Annotated in this window: 15 protein-coding genes and 1 pseudogene; 6 read left to right on the plus strand and 10 right to left on the minus strand. The window is 62.9% G+C overall.

What is annotated here, in order from left to right:
* Positions 1-824: 824 nt before the first annotated feature.
* From IPM84_19130 to ruvB, 8 genes are all read right to left on the minus strand, one after another.
* Positions 825-3,161: an RHS repeat protein gene (locus tag IPM84_19130; protein MBK9094837.1), complete on the minus strand. Its 2,337-nt coding sequence runs from the start codon at positions 3,159-3,161 to the stop codon at positions 825-827.
* Positions 3,162-3,264: 103 nt separating this feature from the next.
* Complete coding sequence (locus IPM84_19135) at positions 3,265-5,463, minus strand: hypothetical protein (GenBank protein ID MBK9094838.1); 2,199 nt, start codon at positions 5,461-5,463, stop codon at positions 3,265-3,267.
* The gene (locus IPM84_19140; GenBank protein ID MBK9094839.1) at positions 5,460-5,999 is read right to left on the minus strand and encodes a sigma-70 family RNA polymerase sigma factor; all 540 of its coding nucleotides are present in this window, start codon (positions 5,997-5,999) and stop codon (positions 5,460-5,462) included. The genes IPM84_19135 and IPM84_19140 overlap by 4 nt, the downstream gene beginning before the upstream one ends.
* Positions 6,000-6,104: 105 nt before the next feature.
* Entirely contained in the window at positions 6,105-6,839 is a 735-nt protein-coding gene (locus IPM84_19145; protein MBK9094840.1) for a hypothetical protein, read from the minus strand.
* A 9-nt stretch (positions 6,840-6,848) separates the two neighbouring features.
* Positions 6,849-7,721, minus strand: coding sequence for a purine-nucleoside phosphorylase (locus IPM84_19150; protein ID MBK9094841.1), 873 nt, complete (start codon positions 7,719-7,721; stop codon positions 6,849-6,851).
* Complete coding sequence (locus IPM84_19155) at positions 7,718-8,632, minus strand: tyrosine-type recombinase/integrase (GenBank protein ID MBK9094842.1); 915 nt, start codon at positions 8,630-8,632, stop codon at positions 7,718-7,720. Before IPM84_19155 ends, IPM84_19150 begins: the two co-directional genes overlap by 4 nt.
* Positions 8,633-8,858: 226 nt before the next feature.
* Positions 8,859-9,890 (minus strand): tRNA preQ1(34) S-adenosylmethionine ribosyltransferase-isomerase QueA, encoded by a 1,032-nt coding sequence (queA, locus tag IPM84_19160; GenBank protein MBK9094843.1) that lies wholly within the window; start codon positions 9,888-9,890, stop codon positions 8,859-8,861.
* A 19-nt stretch (positions 9,891-9,909) separates the two neighbouring features.
* Positions 9,910-10,965: a Holliday junction branch migration DNA helicase RuvB gene (gene ruvB, locus IPM84_19165; GenBank protein ID MBK9094844.1), complete on the minus strand. Its 1,056-nt coding sequence runs from the start codon at positions 10,963-10,965 to the stop codon at positions 9,910-9,912.
* Positions 10,966-11,172: 207 nt separating this feature from the next.
* Here ruvB and IPM84_19170 point away from each other — a divergent pair, with 207 nt between their 5' ends.
* The 5 genes from IPM84_19170 (at position 11,173) to IPM84_19190 (ending at position 15,223) form a co-directional block, all read left to right on the plus strand.
* A complete protein-coding gene (locus IPM84_19170) occupies positions 11,173-11,556 on the plus strand; it encodes a TraR/DksA C4-type zinc finger protein (GenBank protein ID MBK9094845.1) in 384 nt (127 codons plus the stop codon).
* A 3-nt stretch (positions 11,557-11,559) separates the two neighbouring features.
* Positions 11,560-12,186, plus strand: coding sequence for a uracil phosphoribosyltransferase (gene upp / locus IPM84_19175; protein MBK9094846.1), 627 nt, complete (start codon positions 11,560-11,562; stop codon positions 12,184-12,186).
* Positions 12,186-12,656, plus strand: coding sequence for a cytidine/deoxycytidylate deaminase family protein (locus IPM84_19180; GenBank protein MBK9094847.1), 471 nt, complete (start codon positions 12,186-12,188; stop codon positions 12,654-12,656). Before upp ends, IPM84_19180 begins: the two co-directional genes overlap by 1 nt.
* A gap of 120 nt (positions 12,657-12,776) precedes the next feature.
* Positions 12,777-14,180, plus strand: a complete 1,404-nt coding sequence (locus tag IPM84_19185; GenBank protein ID MBK9094848.1) for a hypothetical protein — start codon at positions 12,777-12,779, stop codon at positions 14,178-14,180.
* Between the two features lie 101 nt (positions 14,181-14,281).
* Positions 14,282-15,223 carry a homocysteine S-methyltransferase family protein gene (locus IPM84_19190; GenBank protein MBK9094849.1) on the plus strand — a complete coding sequence of 314 codons (942 nt, stop codon included), beginning with the start codon at positions 14,282-14,284 and terminating at the stop codon, positions 15,221-15,223.
* Between the two features lie 92 nt (positions 15,224-15,315).
* Here the strand turns inward: IPM84_19190 and IPM84_19195 are convergent, their stop codons facing one another.
* Both IPM84_19195 and IPM84_19200 read right to left on the minus strand, forming a co-directional pair.
* Positions 15,316-16,170 (minus strand): aminotransferase class IV, encoded by an 855-nt coding sequence (locus tag IPM84_19195; protein ID MBK9094850.1) that lies wholly within the window; start codon positions 16,168-16,170, stop codon positions 15,316-15,318.
* A gap of 12 nt (positions 16,171-16,182) precedes the next feature.
* The gene (locus IPM84_19200; protein ID MBK9094851.1) at positions 16,183-16,680 is read right to left on the minus strand and encodes a phosphoribosyltransferase; all 498 of its coding nucleotides are present in this window, start codon (positions 16,678-16,680) and stop codon (positions 16,183-16,185) included.
* A gap of 229 nt (positions 16,681-16,909) precedes the next feature.
* Between IPM84_19200 and IPM84_19205 the strand changes: the two are divergent.
* Positions 16,910-18,248 (plus strand): annotated as a pseudogene (locus IPM84_19205) (extracellular solute-binding protein).
* Positions 18,249-18,356: the final 108 nt, after the last annotated feature.

The raw sequence follows: 18,356 nt of genomic DNA on the forward strand, positions 1-18,356 counted from the left end.
AGTCTTGGATTTCAGGTCTGCTGGGGATGAACCGACTACGCACGTTATCAAACACTTACACAAATCTTGGCGTTGTTGCCGCCTTCCAGAAAAATACAGCTCACTCATACAGACCGCTCTGTGGGAGGGAGGGGCGTTCTCGAGTACGCCGCATCACCTCCTACCGCGCTTTCTTCACGTAAGCAGTTGCGTGCTGGTATCAACACTACTACCACTGCGCCACTACAGTCAGAACATCCATTGGAGGTTACGCATTGCACTACTCCTACGCAATTATTCACTACACACAGAGCGGAAATCAAGGCGTGAAGATTTCCTGAAAGGCGTCAAGCCACGGTAAGCTTCCTCCCCTACGCCCCTCGCATCAATATAGGTGCTCGTCTGGTAGTATTCAGGCGTGCCATTACTCTTTTCAGAAATGACACAAGACATTGATTTACGCCGCCCGAACGATCTGCATGTCAACTTTGAGCATGTCGGAGCTACGTGAGTTCCCGCTGCCCGGTGGGGTCACCCATGCGCAAGTCATTCGCCCCTTGAGGTATGCGGCGACAAACTGCACGCTCCTGTCGAAGTCAGAGACTGCACCGCAGCATCAAGCGCCGGTAGAAGGCACCGAGACCGATGCCGCTCTGAGCGTGGGCACGGTGATGCTGGGGTTGAGTACCGCACTCGGCTTGGCTTTAGCAGGACCAAAAACTCTGATCTCCCTATCGTTTCTGCCCTATCGCCGCCATCAGTTTGTCAAAAAGCCCCACATTTCTGACGCACACCGTCAGCGGTTGCCACTGCGCCATCTTCATCGTCCTTCACCGTACGGCTGTTCATTTCTGCGTACATGCTGGCTGCGCGAGCAGTTGAGGGTGGCAACAGAACCGCGTAGCCTCTCGTCCGATTGCTCGGATAAACTGCTCAGTAATAATGCTTGTCTTGGTGTGTATCGCTGGGCAACATACTGGATCGTGAGTTGTTGGGTTTGCTCCCCAGCCGACAACTGCTGTCGGCCAATCCAGAATCCACGCTATGACCCGTCGGATCGATGTACCGCAGCGGATTCCCGCCGGCGTAGGCGTACCTGTTAAACGACTGCGGCGCGAGCGGACTCGGCACGATCGTATCCGCGCTGATGAACATGCCGACCTGACTATCATACCACCTCGCGTTGTAGTACGCCAACCCTTCGCCGCCGGGCAGGCCTTGCTCGTGATATTGACCGGTGAACCGCTTGGTCGTGATGCCGTTGAACGCGCTCCCGCCGCGATTGCCACCGTAGGGATAGTAAGTTGCGGCTGTTCACCGTGCCGTTCTGATTCACCAGCACGCTCGTCGAGTGCAACTGGTCGCTCAGCGTGTAGAACACACCATTGTCGGAGGCATAACCGGTGCGACGGATGGCCCCACCTTCGTAGTACTTCGTCACCGCGCCGTTCTGGTATTCGTAGATGCCGGCGATGTAGACGGTCGTCACACCTGCGACGGTCCTTTTTGACCCGGTTCCCGTCGGCGTCGTAGAGGAACGTGGCGCTCACCGCGCCGCCGGCCACGCCCAGCAGGCGGTTGTCATAGTCGAAGGCCTGGGTGTAGGCAATTCCGCCAATGGTACGGCTGGTCTGGTTGCCCACGGCGTCATAGCCATACGCGTTGCCGAACGCACCGGTCACGGCGTGTGGCTTCGTGCCGTAGGTGTAGGCGGCGCCATTGTAGCTGGTCAGGTTGCCGATGGCGTTGTAGGCGTAGGTGTGGTTGTATTGGCCCACGCCTGCCGCATTCGTAGCCGCCGTGGTCAGGCGATCCAGCCAGTCGTAGCCGAAGGTTTGCACCTGGCCGCTGTTCGCACTGTCTGCCAACGTCTGGACATTCCCGGCCAGGTCGTAGGCGTAGGTCAACTTTTGCAGGTTCTCCCACGGGCTGGCCGTGCCCGCCTTGATAGTCTCCAGGCGCAGGGTGCTGGCGTTGTAGCCGTATTGCCGCGTGAAGCCGTTGGCGCCGGAATCCACGCGCTGCTCGCTGATCTGGCCCTGCGCGTTGTAGCTGGTGGCCGCGACGTATTGCGTGCCGTCGTCGCCCGTCACGCTGGCGAGCTGGCCCACCGCGTTGTAGCCGAAGGTGACGAGCTCGCCCTGCTGGCCCGCATTGCCGCCGGGATAGCGCAGCGTGGAGCGCTGGCCGGCCGTGGTGTAGCCGGTGTCGAGGCGGAACGTGCCGCCGCCCGTGCCCGGTACGGTGTATTGCTGTTGCGTGGGCCGGTTGTTCACATCGTAGGCGACGGTGTAGACTTCGGTCGTGCCCTGGCTACTGTAGACCTTGCTCTTGGAGGGCAAACCGAGCTGCCCGGTCGCGTCGTAGAGCCATTCGGCCAGGATCGCGCCGGCCGCGCTATCCTGGCGCTTGCGGATCAGCCGGTTGAGCGCGTCGTACTCCAGGTAGAGCCAGCGGTTCGCGCCGTCTTTCTGGCTGGTCAGGTTGCCGGCGTTGTCGTAGCCGTAGGTCCAACTGCCCATGTCGGGGTCGGTCATGCCCGTCTTGCGGCCCAGCAGGTTATAGCCGATGCTGGTCGGGTTACCGGCCGCATCCGTGACACCCGTCAGGCGGCCGGCCAGGTCGTAGGCGTAGTTCGTGGTGTAGGTGGCGCCGCCGGTGTTGTACTCCAGCACCTGGGTCGTCTGGCCGAACGCGTCGCTGACCGCGTCCTGGCGATGGTCGTTGGCGTCGTAGCTGGACGCCAGCCAGACGTCGTAGGTGGCGCGCGTGGCCAACAACTGGGTCGCGCCGCTGCGCGTCTCGTTGCGCACCGTGCGGCCCAACTCGTCGTAGGTGGTGTAGACATAGTTTGCCAGGTTCGTCCACGTGGGCGCGACGTAGCCGCTGCCGGCCGCGATTTCGTAGGCCGCGCTGCTGTAGGCGGTCTGGCCGAGCGCGTTATACCCGGTGGAGGTCACGCTACGATTGCCGTTCGCCAGCGGGGCCTGGCTTTGCAGGCTGCGGCCCAGGCCGTCGAAGTAGCCCCAGGCTTCCAGGTAGCTGCTGGTCGCGGCGTCCTTGAGCTGGCGGGTCTTGATCCAGGCGGGCCGCTGGTCGGGCGCGTAGACGAACTCCTTGCTGGCGGGGCCGCGAGAATACGCCCTGGGGCAGGCGCACTGCGCTGGGCGGGATCGGCGCAATCGGGGGTGGCTCAGGCAGCAACATCTGTTCAGGCTGGACCACTGGCGCGAATATCTCGGGCGTCGTGGTGATTACAGGAGAAGTTACAGGGCTATTTTCACATCAGGAACCGGCCGCGGGCAGCGCCTGCACGAAGCGTACTTCCAGGAACGGCCAGCCCTGTTCCATCTTGAGCAGGCCAAAGACCTGCACCTCGCTGCCGTCCAGCAGACCTTGCGTGAGATCGGCGCTGGCATTGCGTACCCACACCGAGGCGCCGCTGCTGTCGCGCAACACCCACTGCCCCAGGCGGGGTGCGTCCGCGGGCAGATCGCCCGCCGCGGAGGTCAGGTAGGCGCCGGTCATGACGACCTCGCGCCCGGCAAAGGCCGCCGGCGCGGCGCGTACATCGGCCAGGGCCGGCGCATCGTAGTAAGGAATGTCGAGCAAGGCGCCGACCACACGCCAGGTGTTATCCGCGCGACGGTGCAGGTAGAGGTGCAGGCTGTCGGATGCACCGGCGTTTGTTTGCCGTCGCACCAGCACCGTCGCCTCACCCGGCGGCTGGAAGTCCGGCGGGTTGACGGGCAGACGCTGCGCCTCGATGCGCGCCTGCGACCCGTTCAGCGCGCGCAGCAGTGTGGCCAGGCCAGCGGCGGTGGTCCGCGGCCCCTGGTCACACGGTTGCCCGTAGGTGCAGGAAACCCAGCCTTGATCGGTCAACCAGTGCGCCAGGCCAGGCCCATCGCTCTCGGCAAGGGCGCGATCGAGGCTGGCGAGCACCGCGTCGAAGTTGGTTTCGTCGGCGGTCGGGGCAGCGGGCGGCGGGGCCGTGCGCCAGCCGGCTACGTGCAGCGCCGACACGGGCAGGCTGAGCGTCGTGCTCACCTGGTCCGAAGGTCGCAGCAGATGCAGCGACTGCCCGGCATTGCCGGTTGTGTCGAACGCAGGTTCCCATAACACCCAGGCATCGAGCGCGTTGGGGATGGCGGGCGACCAGGTCAGCAACCGTGCCCCTGCGCCGGGCAAGGCGGTGAGCGCGGATGGCTTGCCGCTGGCAAAGGCGAGCAAGCGCACGTCGGTGACGCGGGCGGTGCGCTTATCGGCGGCCACGGTGTACATGACATAATCTTCGTCCGGCGCCAGCACATAGCTCTCGATGGGCAATGTGGCCGACAGCGCGATGGTTTGACGGCCGCTGCTCAGGTCCTGGCGCACCAGGACTGAGGCGCCTTGCGGGCTATCGGCCAGATAGTAGGCCGAGCGCCCACGCGGGCCGAGGGTTGGCGCATGCAGACGCCAGTTGGGGCCGGCCTCGTACAGATAGGGCTGTGAGGCGACGGGCTGGCCTGGCGTCAGCGCCTGAATCTGCCCGCTGCTGTCTTCCTGCTCGTTGGCGCTGAGCAGCACCAGCACCGTGTTGGCGTCCGCATTCCAGCCGAGCAGGCGCGGATAGCCCTGGTCAAAGCTGAAGTTGTCCGTGGGCAGATCGGCCTGCAGGCGCACGATGGTCACCTGGTAGGTGCCGTTGGGGCGTTGGATGACGAGCGCCAGGGCCAGGCTGTCAGGCGCCCAGGCCAGTGCCGTCACCTGGCCGTTCACGCGGTCGGGCGGCAACAGGTTGAGAGCGGCCTCGCCGTTGAGCGGCAGGAGCCACAGGCCGTCCAATCCGTACGCCAGCCAGCGCCCATCCAAACTGAGCGCAGGCGCGCCGGGTAAACGGGTCGGCCATCGGTGGAGCAGGCGCGTATCACTTCCGTCGACGCGGGCGGTATAGAGTGACCTGCTGTTGTTGGTATCCAGCGTGTAGACCAGCCAGGGCCAGGTGGGGGCGGGAGTGCCGGGCGTTGCCGCGGGTGTTTGCGCTGCTGCGGGTGTGGGTGAAACCAGCGCCGAGGGCGCGGTTGTGATGCTGGCGATGGGTGTCGCGCTCGCTGCTGGCGCCACGATGCTGATCGGTGTGGCGGTGCCGGCCGTGATTTGCGGGCGCTGCTGCTGCAGGCGAATCACACCCATGAAGGTGAGCACCAGCAGGGCAACGCCGGCGGCAAAGACCAGCTCACTGCCCAGGCGACGATACCAGGGCACACCCAGGTGACGCGGCGTCAGTTGGCGATGCAGGCCGGCGGCCAGGCGCGGAGATGGTGCGCGTGCCGGCAGACCCCGCAACAGGAGCGCTTCGTGTTCGGCGTAGGCGGCCAACGCCAGGCGGCAGTTGGCGCAGGTGAGCAGGTGGGCATCCACGGCCGTGCGGGCGGGGTCATCCAGCTCGCGATAGTGCGCCAGGAGCAGGCGCAGATGGCGATGTTCAGCGTTGGTCATGGCCTTCTCTCCTCGACACCCACGTAGACCTGGCGGAAACGTTCGCGCGCGCGAAAGAGGCGGGTCTTGACCGCGCCACGTGAACAGCCCATGACCTGGGCGATTTCTTCTGTGGAGAAACTGTCATAAATGTAGAGTACCAGGCAGGTGCGTTGATCGGCCGGGAGTTGGGCCAACGCCGTCCGCACCGCCAGCGCCTCGGCGGTGGCGTGCTCCGGGCTGTCGGTCTGTGGGCCGGCATCGTCATCGAAGAAGGGTAGCCACTGGATCAAGCGTTTGCGGCGCAGTGCATCGTAGCAGGTATTGGTAGCGATACGATACAACCAGGCGCGGTAATTGGAATCGGCCGGCAGGCGCGCCAGGGCATGGTAGGCCTTGACGAAGGTTTCCTGGGTCAGGTCTTCGGCCTGTTCCCAATGACCGACCAGCCGCAGCACATAGCTGAACAGCGGGCGGTGATACTGGACATAGAGCCGCTCGAACAGTTCTTCCAGGGCACGCGGCGCGGCCGTGGTGGACTGTGCCTGGCTTAACATCGCGACCTCAACGTAGGCCATGCCGGTGAATTCTCTCCCGCTGATGATGGTGTCTCTGCACCATGCTGCAACGAGTGAGCCGGCAGGCGGGTTACATGCGCCATTTCAGGGCCGGTTGACCTGCACCTGCACGCTACATTCGCCAAAGTTGCCGGTGACGTCAACGGTGCGCAGATAGAGCGTGTAGGCGCCCGGCGCCAGCCCGGCGACGTTCCAACTGCCGAGTACGCCGCTGGGCACGGGCTGTCGCGAGGAGACAATGAAGGTTGGATCGCCCGCGGCGCCGCTTGGTTTGAATTCCAGTTTATAGTAATCGAATCGCTCCGCCTCAGCGCTGCCCACGATTTGCACGGTGCCGCTGACGATCTCGTTGACGCCGGGGCGCAAGAGGCGAGCACGAGAATCCGGACAACGCGGCGCGACAATGGGCGGCGCGGTGGGGCTGAGCAGCACGGTGGGTGTCGGTCGCGGCGTCGGCTTCCTGGTAGGGACGGGCGAGGGTGTGGGGGTGGTCGTGGCTGGCTCTGGTGTGGGCGTCAGCGTGGGCAGGGTCAGGGCGGTTGGCGTCGGTGACACCACGGCGTCTACCAAAGGCTGCAACGCGGTGGCCAGGTTGTGGCTGATGAAGTAAACGATGCCTATCATCACCAGCAGGAAGACACCGATGTTGAGCGCCTGATAGGTCTTGTTCAGCGCGGCTTCGCGTTCCAGGCTGAAGGCCGCCTGGCGTCGCTCCTGCCGCGCTTGCACGGCCACGCGCAAATACCAGAGGGCAACGAGCGCACACGCGGCGTAGACCCAGGGCGCATAGTCACTGATCAGCTTGACGATGATAGCCATGAGGCTTTTTCAGGCTCCGGCCGGTTTCCCGGGCGCGGGTAGGTCGGCGAGGATGGCTTGCAGGAGGGCCGTCAGCCGTGGGACGACCAGTTTGCCGGTTTCCAGCACTTCCTGGTGCGTGGTTTCGGCCTCGCTGTCAATGTCGTCAATGGCCATGTTGCTGATGGTGGAAATGCCCAGCACTCGCATACCGCCATGGCGCGCCACCACGGCTTCGGGCACGGTTGACATGCCCACGGCATCGGCGCCAATGGTGCGCAGGAAGCGGATGTCGGCCGGCGTCTCGAAGCATGGCCCGGCCAGGCACATGTAAACGCCCTGGCGCAAGGGAATTTGCAGGCGGGCGGCCGTAGCCAGGGCCAGGGCGCGCAACTGCGCATCATACACACGGGTCATGCTGGGAAAACGCAGCCCAAAGATCGGGTCGTTAGGGCCGCGCAGCGGATTCTGCCCGGCCATGCCGATCAGGTTGATATGGTCGTTGATGAGCATCAACTCGCCGGCGTGAAACGCGGGATTGATGCCACCCGCGGCATTGGTCAAAATGACGGTGTGAATGCCCATCCGCTGCATCAGCCGCATGGGCAGCGTCACCTGCTGCATGGAATAACCTTCGTAAAAATGGACCCGGCCCTGCATGACGAGGACATCCTGGCCTTGCAGCCGGCCGATGACCAACGCGCCATCGTGTCCTTCCACCGTGCTGACGGGAAAATGCGGGATGCGACCGAAAGCGATCCGTTCGGCATCGGTGACCGCGCTGGCCAGTCCACTCAAGCCTGATCCGAGCACCAGGCCCACCTGCGGTTGCTGCCGCGTTTGACTGCGGACATACGCCACGGCTTGCGCCACGTCCTCGGAGGTCACAAATTCTTTGTTCATGAGTTTCCGCCTTGCTGGTCGTTTTCTGCGGCTCGCTGTGCGGTCAGGCCGGCGTAGATAAGGGTTGTGGCGCGGCTGGCATGACCCAGCGCGTTCTGCACTTCACTCACCATGTCTGCCGTACCGCTGGCCAGCCTGTGCGTTGCGGACGAGCTGCGCAGAACGTGCGGCGTCACATCTGCGGCCATGCCTATTTGTTCGGCATAGGACTTGACGATCAACCAAAGGCCCTGGCGGGTCAGGCGCTGGCCGCGATGGTTGACGAACAGAGCCTCGTTTTTGGCACGGATGCCTGTCAGGTGCGGGCGCCCGTCCGCCAGGTAAGTGGCCAGGGCGTTGGCCGCCCGCTCGCTGAGGTGGATGGCACGCGTGTCCTTGTCGTAGCGTTCGCACCAGACGATGTGAGCCTGCAGACTGACGTCGTTGATGTTCAGCGCGGCGATTTCACTGGTGCGCATGCCGGTTGCGTACAGCAGTTCCAGCAGGGCGCTGTCGCGCAGGGCTTTGGGATGCGATCCCTGCGCCGGCGCTGCGAGTAAGAGCTCAACCGTGGCTTGATCCATGATCTGGGGCGGGGCTTTCAGAACCGCCGGTGTGGTGATCGGCTTGCTCGGGTCGTCACTGACGATCTGTGTGTCCATCAGATAATGAAAGAACGACTTGATGGCCGCGATTTTGCGCGCGATGCTGGCCGCCGCATACTCGCGCTGCTTCAGATCGAGGACATAATCAATGATGTCGTTGGTGCTGATGTCGCTCCAGGTCGTTGGGGTGCCGTCGCGCCTGCGATCATGCACATAGGCGAAGAACTGACCGAGATCGTTATGATACGCGGCAACGGTGTTTTCTTTGCCTTTTTTGCCTTTCTTGCTGGCAAGGCTGGCAAGGAAACGGTCAATCTGTTGTTGCATGTCCTCTCCCTCTTGCTCCCATTCAGTTACTTCTCCCGTTGTGATTACTTCTCTGGCAATCATGAAAAAGGTGTTTGGGCCGACCTGCAGACCCCAACACCGTCAGGAGTGAGAAATGGCATGTTGCTACGACGAATGGCACTGCTCTTTATCATTCTACTGCATAACTTGCCATAAACCAAAAACCGGGACGTAGACTGGGATGAGACGACAGGCCAGGCCGCGCCTATAACAACAGCATGGCGTCGCCGAAGGAAAAGAACCGATAGCCCTGTTGGATGGCCGCAGCATAGGCTCGATCAATCAGGGGCTTGCCGGCAAACGCGCTGACGAGCATGAGCAGGGTGGAACGCGGGAGATGAAAATTGGTGATCAGGGCATCCACGGTGTGAAAGACGGCGCCCGGTGTCAGGAAGAGGTTGGTCCAGCCGCTGAATGGGCGCAGGCTGCCCTCGCTGCCCGGCTGGCGGCTGGCCGTTTCAAGCACGCGCACGGCTGTGGTGCCCACCGCCACGCAGCGTCCGCCGGCGCGGCGATGGGCTTCGATGGCAGCAGCAGCGGCCGGCGTCAGTTCGGCCCATTCGTGGTGCATCTGGTGGTCGGCAATGCGTTCCACCCGCAGCGGCCGAAAAGTATCAAGCCCGATGTGCAGGGTGATGAAGGCAAAGCCGATGCCTTGCGCGGCCAGGCGCTCGATCAAGGTCGGGGTGAAGTGCAGCCCGGCCGTGGGCGCGGCCGCCGAACCGCTGACCCGGGCGTAGATGGTCTGATAACGCTCGGCATCGCGCAAGGGTTCGTGAATGTAGGGCGGCAAGGGGACTTCGCCCAGGCGCGCCAACTCAGGCAGGGGCGGGCGTTCGAATTCGATGAGACGACTGCCGGCCGCCAACTCGGCCACGATGTGGGCGCGGAGGGTGGGCGCGGCCGGTGCGGTTAGTTCGATGACCAGGCCAGGGCGCAGGCGATGGCCGCGTACCAGGGCCTCCCAACGCACGTCGCTGACGCGGGTCAGCAGCAACACCTCAACCTGGCCGCCGCTCTCTTTGCGCCCGTGTAGGCGCACGGGGAGGACGCGACTATCGTTGGCGACCAGAATGTCGCCGGGCCGCAGATAGTCACCGATGGCAGCAAAGGACCGATGGGTAAGCTCGCCGGACGGACGATGCACCACCAGCAGGCGCGAGGCATCGCGTGGCTCGATTGGCGTCTGTGCGATGCGGTCCGCTGGGAGGTCGTAGTCGAAGTCTGAGGTTTTCACGGCAGGATCACGCGTGGTCCTACTCGGCCTCGGCCGGCAGGTCAGGGCTGAAGAGGGGCGCCTGGGTCGCGCTGGCCGCGGCGGGCGGCGTCAGTCCCAGGTGGTGATAGGCGCGCGCGGTGACCGTGCGCCCGCGCGGGGTGCGGTCCAGGAAACCGAGCTGCAGCAGGTATGGCTCCACGACATCCATGATGGTGTCGGCCTCCTCGGAAATGGAGGCGCCGATTGTTTCCAGGCCCACCGGTCCACCGCCGAACTTTTCGATGATGGCACGCAGAACCTGGCGATCGAGGTCGTCCAATCCGAGTTCGTCAATGTCGAGCAGGCGCAAGGCGGCATCCGTGACCGCGGCATCAATGACGCCATCGGCGCGCACTTGCGCGTAGTCACGCACGCGGCGCAGGAGGCGCAGCGCGATGCGCGGCGTGCCGCGGGCGCGACGGGCGATCTCACTGGCGCCATCCGCCGACGTTGGGACTTTGAGGAGCGCGGCGGCCCGCGTCACAATGCTTTCGAGGGCGTCTTGTGTGTAGAAATCGAAACGGTAGACGGCGCCAAAACGTGCCCGCAGCGGCGCGGTCATCAGCGCCAGGCGGGTTGTGGCGCCAATCACGCTGAAGCGCGGCAGCTTGAGGCGGATGGAACGGGCGCTGGGGCCTTTGCCGATGACGATGTCGAGCGCGTAGTCTTCCATGGCGGGGTAGAGAATTTCTTCGACGGCGCGACCGAGGCGATGCACTTCATCAATGAAGAGCACATCGCCCCCGCTCAGGTTGGTCAGGATGGCGGCCAGGTCGCCGGCGCGCTCGATGACCGGGCCGGCCGTGACTTTGAGATTGGCGCCCATCTCATTGGCGATGACCGCGGCCAGCGTGGTCTTGCCCAAGCCGGGCGGGCCGTAGAGCAGGACATGGTCCAGGGTCTCTTTACGGCGCTTGGCGGCTTCGATCAGAATGCGCAGGTTGTCCCGCAGCCTGTCCTGGCCAATCATTTCGGTCAGGGTGCGTGGGCGTAGGGCGGCATCGAGGGCGATCTCTTCCGGGCGTTTGGATGCTGCAATGGTGCGGTCAGTCATGCCTGTCGTCTCATCTCTCTTGCTGGCGGTCGGCGCAGCACGATGTGCCGTCGCCCGAACTCTTGTTCGGCTGGATTATACCAAAAGCAATAGGGAACCCCAAGTTGGTGAGGCGCAGGGTGTATTGACGTGAATTTCATTTCGTGGTATAACAGGCGCGCTCTTAGTGTGGCGCAATGGCTGTATGTGGGATGGAGTGTGGATCAGATGAATCGTGAAGAATTGGTAGACCGCGAGCGGATAAAGCTGGAAGCCGGACGCACGGACCTCGAAGCCAAGATTCAGCACCTGGGTGAATGGTTGAAGAGCGAAGTTGATATTGATGCGGAGGAGGGCGATCCAGATCTTTTCGAGCGCGAGAAGAACCTGGCCTTGCTCAATACCCTGGAGCGTCGTCTGGAACAAATCAACAGCGCGCTGCGGGCTATTAGCAAAGGTCTGTATGGCGTCTGCGAACGCTGCGGTCAGCCCATTGACCCGGCGCGGCTGGAAGTCAAGCCGGACGCCACGCTCTGCTTGAAGTGTCAGCAAGACGTGGAACGCCTGGTCAGGCGCGGCCTGGCGCCCACTCAGATTGATTGGGAGCGTTAGGCCGTGGAAGGTCTATTTGTCTCGAACCATCCGCTCATTCGACACAAGGTGGCTCTGCTGCGCGACATCCAGACCGAGCCGAAGAAGTTCCGCGAGCTGATCCGCGAGATTGCCATCTTGTTGGCCTATGAGGCGACGAGCGACCTGGGACTTTCGCCAGTGACGGTGACAACACCGATGGGACAGGCGGACGGCACGATCCTGGCTGAGAAGATCGGCCTGGTGCCGATTCTGCGCGCTGGCCTGGGTATGGTGGAAGGCATCTGGGAAATGATGCCGGGTGCTGAGGTTTGGCATCTTGGCGTCTATCGTGACGAGAAGACCCTGCGGCCCGTGCAGTATTACAACAAGCTGCCGGTGGCGCCGACGGTGCAGGTTTGCCTGGTGTTGGACCCCATGCTGGCGACGGGCGGCTCGGCCGTGGCCTGCATTGACATTCTAAAACGCTGGGGCGCACGCCGCATCAAGTTCGTGGGCATCATCGCCGCGCCGGAGGGTGTCGCAGCCTTGCACGAGGCCCATCCCGATGTCCCAATTCATATCGCTGTGCTCGATTTGCACCTGAACGAGATTGGCTACATCGTACCGGGCCTGGGCGATGCCGGCGACCGGCAGTTTGGCACCGGATGATGGGCGCCACGGCCAAGTCAGGTCGTCCACCGTGGGATCAATACTTCATGAGTATCACCGCGCAGGTTGCCACGCGCAGCACATGTGATCGCGCGCAGGTGGGCGCGGTCATCGTCAAGGAGCGCCGGATTCTGACCACGGGCTACAACGGCTCACCCGCCGGCTTGCCGCACTGTGACGACATCGGCCACCTGATGGTGGACGGCCACTGTGTGCGCACGCTGCATGCCGAGCAAAACGCCATTTTGCAGGCCGCCCTGCATGGGGTCTCTGTGCAAGGTGGCACGGTTTATGTGACGCACCAGCCGTGCCTGACCTGCGCGAAGATGATCATCAATGCTGGCTTGCTGCGCGTGGTCTATGCGGGCGATTATCCGGACGAAAACGCCCGCGCCTTCCTGTCGCAGGCAGGCGTGGCCTTGATTCGCTATGATTCCCTGATGGCTCCTGCGTCAGCCGGCGCGGCTTAGCTGCGCGCGGCGCCGGGCGCAACCGGACGATGTCTATCACCCATGATGCAACGTAAACGATGCTGGCCTTCCGTCCCCCACTCCCTGCTCGCCAGGCCCACCTGGTTGTGTCTCCTGTGCATGCTCGCCCTGCTCAATGCCTGCGATTCGCGCCCCGGGCCGGCAACGACCCCGGCCGCCAGCGCCGTCACTTTGACCTGGGCCGTCACGCTGCCCGCGGGCACGCCGCCCGACGAGGAGATCTTTCTCAGCGGCAATTGGAACCAATGGCAGGCCGCCGATCCGGCACTGCGCCTGGTGCGCCAGCAGGGCCGGGCGACGCTAACCCTGACAGTAGAAAAGGGGCAAACGTTGGAATACACATTCACGCGCGGCAGTTGGGCCAAGCGCGAGGCTGACGAAACGGGGCAGCCGGTTCCCAATCATGTGCTGTTGGTTGAGACCGCGCGCGCGATTGATCTGCAACTGGCCGGCTGGTCAGACCTGCGCCAGGAAGCCGGCATCACCACGCCAACCCCGGATCCATCCCTGGTTAATCCGTATGATCCACGTGCCCAACGTGTGCAGCTTCTCAGCCGGGCCTTGGGCATCCGCAAGACGTTCTTCATCTACGTGCCCCCGGACGCCGCTGCGCATCCCGCTGAGCGCTATCCTGTGCTCTATCTGTTCCGCGGACATGAGCGCGAATGGGTGAACCCGGCCGAGGATATGTCGCGCGGCAACCGCAATGTGATTGACGTTTACGAAGAATTGGTGGCTGCCGGCGCCATTGGCCCGATGGTGCTGGTCTTTCCAGGCATTTCCAGTAACGACAATGTGTACAGCGGCATGTTGGTCAACATGATTGACCCGGAAAAGACGCATGGCGCCCGCGGGGTTGGTTCGGGCCGCTTCGAGGATTATTTCTTGCAGGACCTGATCCCGTTTATCAATGCCAACTATCCGGTGCTGCCAGGCGCCGCCCATCGCGGGGTGGATGGATTTTCGTTGGGCGGCTTCATGGCGGTCAAAATTGCGACGCAGCATCCTGATTGGTTTGCGACTGTGGGCGCCTATGATGGCCTTTTCTTCTACGCCGGCGTGATTTCCAACGTGGTGACCTCCACCCTGGGGGTGACCCTGACCGCGCCGCTGTCCAACCCGCTGGTCACCAACGACACGACGAGCGTGCGCCTGGGCATCAGCCTGGATGATCGTTCGTTCCAGAATGGACTCTTTGATCCTGTGTTTGGCTCTCCACGAAACATTCAGTTCGCTGTGGCCAATAACCCCGCCAATCTTCTCCTCAACACGCCGGCTGACGCCTTCGAACACCTGCACTGGTTCATCGAATACGGGCCAGAGTCGCGGGAGCCGCACGATTCCAACTTCTATCGCGGTCAATACTTCATCAATCTGCTGGCGCGCATGGGGCTGGTCAACGATGGCGGCGCCATTGCCAATGGCCGGCACACCTGGGCACAGGCAGATCAGCACCTGGCGCGCACCCTGCCCAAGCACTACGCCGTGCTCAGCGCACCGTGACCGCTCTTGTAAACATCATCACAAACTGACATTCATCATGTTAGTGGCCGTTGCGCGGTGATACACTGGGCGCAACTGCTGCGAATCATGAGGAGTCTGCGATGCTTTCGCTCCAAGAGCGGCTTGGCCAGGGCGATACGATATTGCTCGACGGCGCAACCGGCACTGAACTACAGCGGCGTCAGATTCCGACGCCGCTGCCGTTGTGGTCGGCCGCGGCGTTGATCAACCAGCCGGAAGCGGTGCGCCAGATTCACCTCGATTACCTGGCGGCCGGCGCGGACATCCTGACGGCCAATAGCTTTCGCACCTATCGGCGCACCCTGGCGCGCGCCGGGTTGGGCGATCGGGCGCAAACCTTGACCTACCGTGCGGCCACGTTGGCGATTCAGGCGCGACGGGATGCCGGTTTACGCAGCAGTGTCCTGATTGCCGGCTCGATGAGCCCGCTGGAAGATTGCTACGCGCCGCACCTGACGCCAACCCAGGCCGAGTGCGAGGTTGAGCACGATGAGATGGCGCGCTACCTCGCGGCGGCCGGGGTGGACCTGATCCTGGTGGAAACGATGAACACGATCCGCGAGGCCGTGGCAGCCGCGTCGGCGGCGCAGCGCACCGGTCTGCCCTTCATGGTGAGCTTTGTGTGTGGCAACAACCAGCGTCTGCTCAACGGTGAGACCCTGGCCGAGGCTGCTGCCGCGCTGGCACCGCTCGACCCGCTGGGGCTGCTGGTCAACTGCATGTCAACACCGGCGGTATTGTCTGCCCTGCAAGAGTTGCGGGCGGTGACGGATCGGCCGATTGGCGCCTATGCCAACGTCGGTCATGCACAATCGGATTGGGGATGGGATTTTACTGAGGATATTTCAGCCGAGGCTTACGGGCGCCATGTGCGCAGTTGGCTGGCGATTGGCGCACAAATCGTCGGTGGTTGTTGTGGCACCACCCCCGCGCACATCGCCATCCTGGCCGACGTGATCTATGACCACGCCGAGGTGAGCAATTATCGTCCGGTACGCAATCGGGAATTTGTTTTGGCTTGATTTCGGCGGCTACGCTTGGTTAGCGTGTGTACCTCCTGTGTGAGTGCGGCGGGATTGTGGGAATCCCGCCGCACTTTATTTCAGGCGCCAAGTCAACCGTCTGCAGGTGTTTGCGCCGCGATGGCAGCCTGGAAGTTCCCTTCGAAGCAGCGGCTCAGATGTTGGGTGATGGGGCCGGGGCGGCCGTCGCCGATCGGCTGACCGTTGATGCGCACCAGCGGCATGATGTGGCGGCTGGTGCTGGTGAGAAAGGCCTCATCCCAGGCGCAAATCTCGCTCTCTGCCAGCGGCGCGGCGACGACTTCGATGCCTTCGCGTGCGGCCAGGGCCAGCACGATGTCGGCTGTGACGCCGGCCAGCACCTCCTCCGGCGGCGGCGTCAGCAGGCGCCCGTCGCGCACAACGAACAGGTTGGAACTGGAACCTTCTTTGATCGTACCGCGACTCTGCAGCAGCCCTTCATGCTCCCCCTGGCGCTGCGCTTGGCGGCGGGCCAGGAAATTGACCAGCGTGTTGAGCGATTTGGCCTGGGGCAAGGCGCGTTCGCCTTCGAAGGTCACCGCGCCCGCGCCTTCGCTGTAGAACTGCGCCTGATAGATCGGCAAACTCTGCGCCCAGATGAATGAATCACCTTCGGCGCCGCCATTGGCGCCGAGCACAAAAAGCCGCAGCAGGCAGCTCTGGAGTTGACTGGCCGCCAGCAGCGCGGGAATCCAGCTCGCGATCTGTGCGCGGTCATGCGGCAGCGTCATTTCGAGGATCGCGGCCGAGCCGGCCAGCCGCGCCAGGTGCTCCTCCAGGTGAAAGATCACGCCGGACGCGACCTGGATAGATTCATAGATGCCATAGGCGCCGTAGAGGGCTGGATGAAACACCGGCACCTGCGCCTGCGCCGCCGTCACCAGGCGGCCGTTGTGACAAACAATTTCAGCTTGTGGAAAAGACATGCCCACTCTCGTTCAAGACAATACGGGGACGAGCGGTCGCATCATCAGGTCGCGCCCGCGGTCAATTTCCCAGGGATATACGATCCATTTGTGCGTGATGGCCGCGTAGTAGTTTGGCCCCTCACGTGCAAAGAACGACTGCCCCGGCTTGTAGTGCAGGACAGCCGTTTCGACGACGCCCCCCACCGCTTCGGTGCGGCCCTTGACGGTCATGATGGTACGCCCACTGTCCCAGATGTCGTCTACCACCAGGATAGTCTTGTGGCGCAGTTGGGAATCGGCCGGGAACTGCCAGAAAGTCGGCCAGGCCAGTTTTTGTTCGGACGACGGCAAGAAGTCCACCGCCGCGGTCAGCACAACCTGCAGGCTGAGCGCCTCGGCGATGAGGCCGCCGGGAATAATACCGCCGCGTGTAATCATCAGCAGCGCATCGTAACCCCGCTTGAACTGCGGGATCAGGTGATCAATGAGGGCATCCACGTCTTGCCAGGCCAGGTATTCACGCTCCACGGCACACTCCTTTGCTTGCTCCATAACATGCAGACTGCGCCATCAGACCTTATCGGGAATAAGTCGAGTTGTAGATAAGGCCTATTGTACCCAACTTTGAGAGCAACCCCAAAACAACCAAGCCCGTGCGCGTGGACTGCCCGCGCAGGCGCCCTTTGGGCAGCCTGACGCCCTGGAAATGTCTGTCGGTTTGTGATATAATAAGTTGACTGTTGGAGGGAGAAGAATTATGAAGAGGTCTGTGTCTGCCGTTGCGGCTCTGTTCATCGTACTGAGCCTCATCCTCAGTGCCTGCGGTGGCGGCGCGACTCCGACGCCAGCTCCGACCACGATCCCTGAAGCCACCAAGCCTCCTGGAAGCAACGAAGACCCCCGAAGCAACGAAGACCCCTGAAGCAACGAAGACTCCTGCGCCGACCAAGTCCGCGGAAGCTATCCAGATCATCATTTGGCACGGTTGGGCCGGCGACTATCTGAAGCCCATCGAGACTGCGTTCAGGACCTACGAAGCGGCGCACCCTGGCATCACGATCGAACTCTCCAAGGTTGACAATCTGAGCGACGCCCTGGCCATTGCCGTGCCGGTCCGCGAAGGCCCCGACATCGTGGCCTGGACCAATGACCAGATCGGCAATAACGCGCTCGTTGGCAACATTGTCCCACTGAACGACCTCGGGGTTGACGAAGCTTTCCTCAAGTCCACTTACGAAGCGGCCCCCGTCAACGGCATGATTTGGAACGGCGAGATCTGGGGCCTGCCCGAAACCGAGGAAGGCATCACACTGGTCTACAACAAGGCGTTGGTGAACGAATCGGACTTCCCGACCGATCCGCAGGACTTCGCGGGCCTGTTGGCCGCGGCCAAGACTTTTGCTGAGAAGAACCCCGGCAAGTTCCTCATCTGCAACCAGGGCCTGGGCAATTCCGATGCGTACCATGTGGCGCCTATCTACTTTGGCCACGGTGTTCCCAGCTATGTGGATGACCAGGGCAAGGTTTATCTGAACACCCCTGAAGGTTTGGCTGCCGCAGAGTGGATCAAGGCCTTCAGCGCGTACGCGCCGAAAGAAACCAGCCACGACATTTGCAGGTACATGCTGTTGGAAGGCCAGGCGGCCGCGTGGTGGACTGACCGGTGGGCCATCGCTGACGTGGAAGCTGCCGGGCTGGACTACGGTCTGAAGGCGTTCGGTCGCCCGTTCGTGGGCATCAGGACCCTGATGCTCACGCCGAATGCGGTTGAGCGTGAGCATGCCGCAGCCGCGCTGGACGTCATGAGGTACTTCACCAGTGCAGACGTCCAGAAGGGCCTCGCGCTGATCAACAAGACCGTGCCCGCGGCTTCCGCAGCCCTCAGCTCGGTTGAGTTGGCAACCGCGACCACGATTCAGGGCTTCGCGGCCGCGCTGGCACTCGGCGTACCGAATGCCAACACGCCGTTCGCGGAGGCCCAGTGGGACGCGGTGGGTGATGTTACGACCGCGATCTGGAACGGTTCTCAGACGCCGGCCGCTGCCATGAAGGCGGCGCAAGCGGCGATCGAGAACAAGATCAGGCAGATGAAGTAATCTGCATCAATCCCCCCGTTGAGTGGGGGCATCTTCACCTGTCAGGAGATGCCATCGAAACCCTGAGATACTGCCGGTCTCCTGATCGGCAGCTCGTTCTTACGATGG

It is taken from the genome of Candidatus Amarolinea dominans, assembly GCA_016719785.1.
Lineage (GTDB): Bacteria > Chloroflexota > Anaerolineae > SSC4 > Amarolineaceae > Amarolinea > Amarolinea dominans.

Excerpts from the sequence above, each read along its gene's own strand:
- IPM84_19135 (MBK9094838.1), bottom strand. The coding sequence starts at position 5,463 with ATGACCAACGCTGAACATCGCCATCTGCGCCTGCTCCTGGCGCACTAT.
- IPM84_19140 (MBK9094839.1), bottom strand. The coding sequence starts at position 5,999 with ATGTTAAGCCAGGCACAGTCCACCACGGCCGCGCCGCGTGCCCTGGAA.
- IPM84_19145 (MBK9094840.1), bottom strand. The coding sequence starts at position 6,839 with ATGGCTATCATCGTCAAGCTGATCAGTGACTATGCGCCCTGGGTCTAC.
- IPM84_19150 (MBK9094841.1), bottom strand. The coding sequence starts at position 7,721 with ATGAACAAAGAATTTGTGACCTCCGAGGACGTGGCGCAAGCCGTGGCG.
- IPM84_19155 (MBK9094842.1), bottom strand. The coding sequence starts at position 8,632 with ATGCAACAACAGATTGACCGTTTCCTTGCCAGCCTTGCCAGCAAGAAA.
- ruvB (MBK9094844.1), bottom strand. The coding sequence starts at position 10,965 with ATGACTGACCGCACCATTGCAGCATCCAAACGCCCGGAAGAGATCGCC.
- IPM84_19170 (MBK9094845.1), top strand. The coding sequence starts at position 11,173 with ATGAATCGTGAAGAATTGGTAGACCGCGAGCGGATAAAGCTGGAAGCC.
- IPM84_19180 (MBK9094847.1), top strand. The coding sequence starts at position 12,186 with ATGGGCGCCACGGCCAAGTCAGGTCGTCCACCGTGGGATCAATACTTC.
- IPM84_19185 (MBK9094848.1), top strand. The coding sequence starts at position 12,777 with ATGCTCGCCCTGCTCAATGCCTGCGATTCGCGCCCCGGGCCGGCAACG.
- IPM84_19190 (MBK9094849.1), top strand. The coding sequence starts at position 14,282 with ATGCTTTCGCTCCAAGAGCGGCTTGGCCAGGGCGATACGATATTGCTC.
- IPM84_19195 (MBK9094850.1), bottom strand. The coding sequence starts at position 16,170 with ATGTCTTTTCCACAAGCTGAAATTGTTTGTCACAACGGCCGCCTGGTG.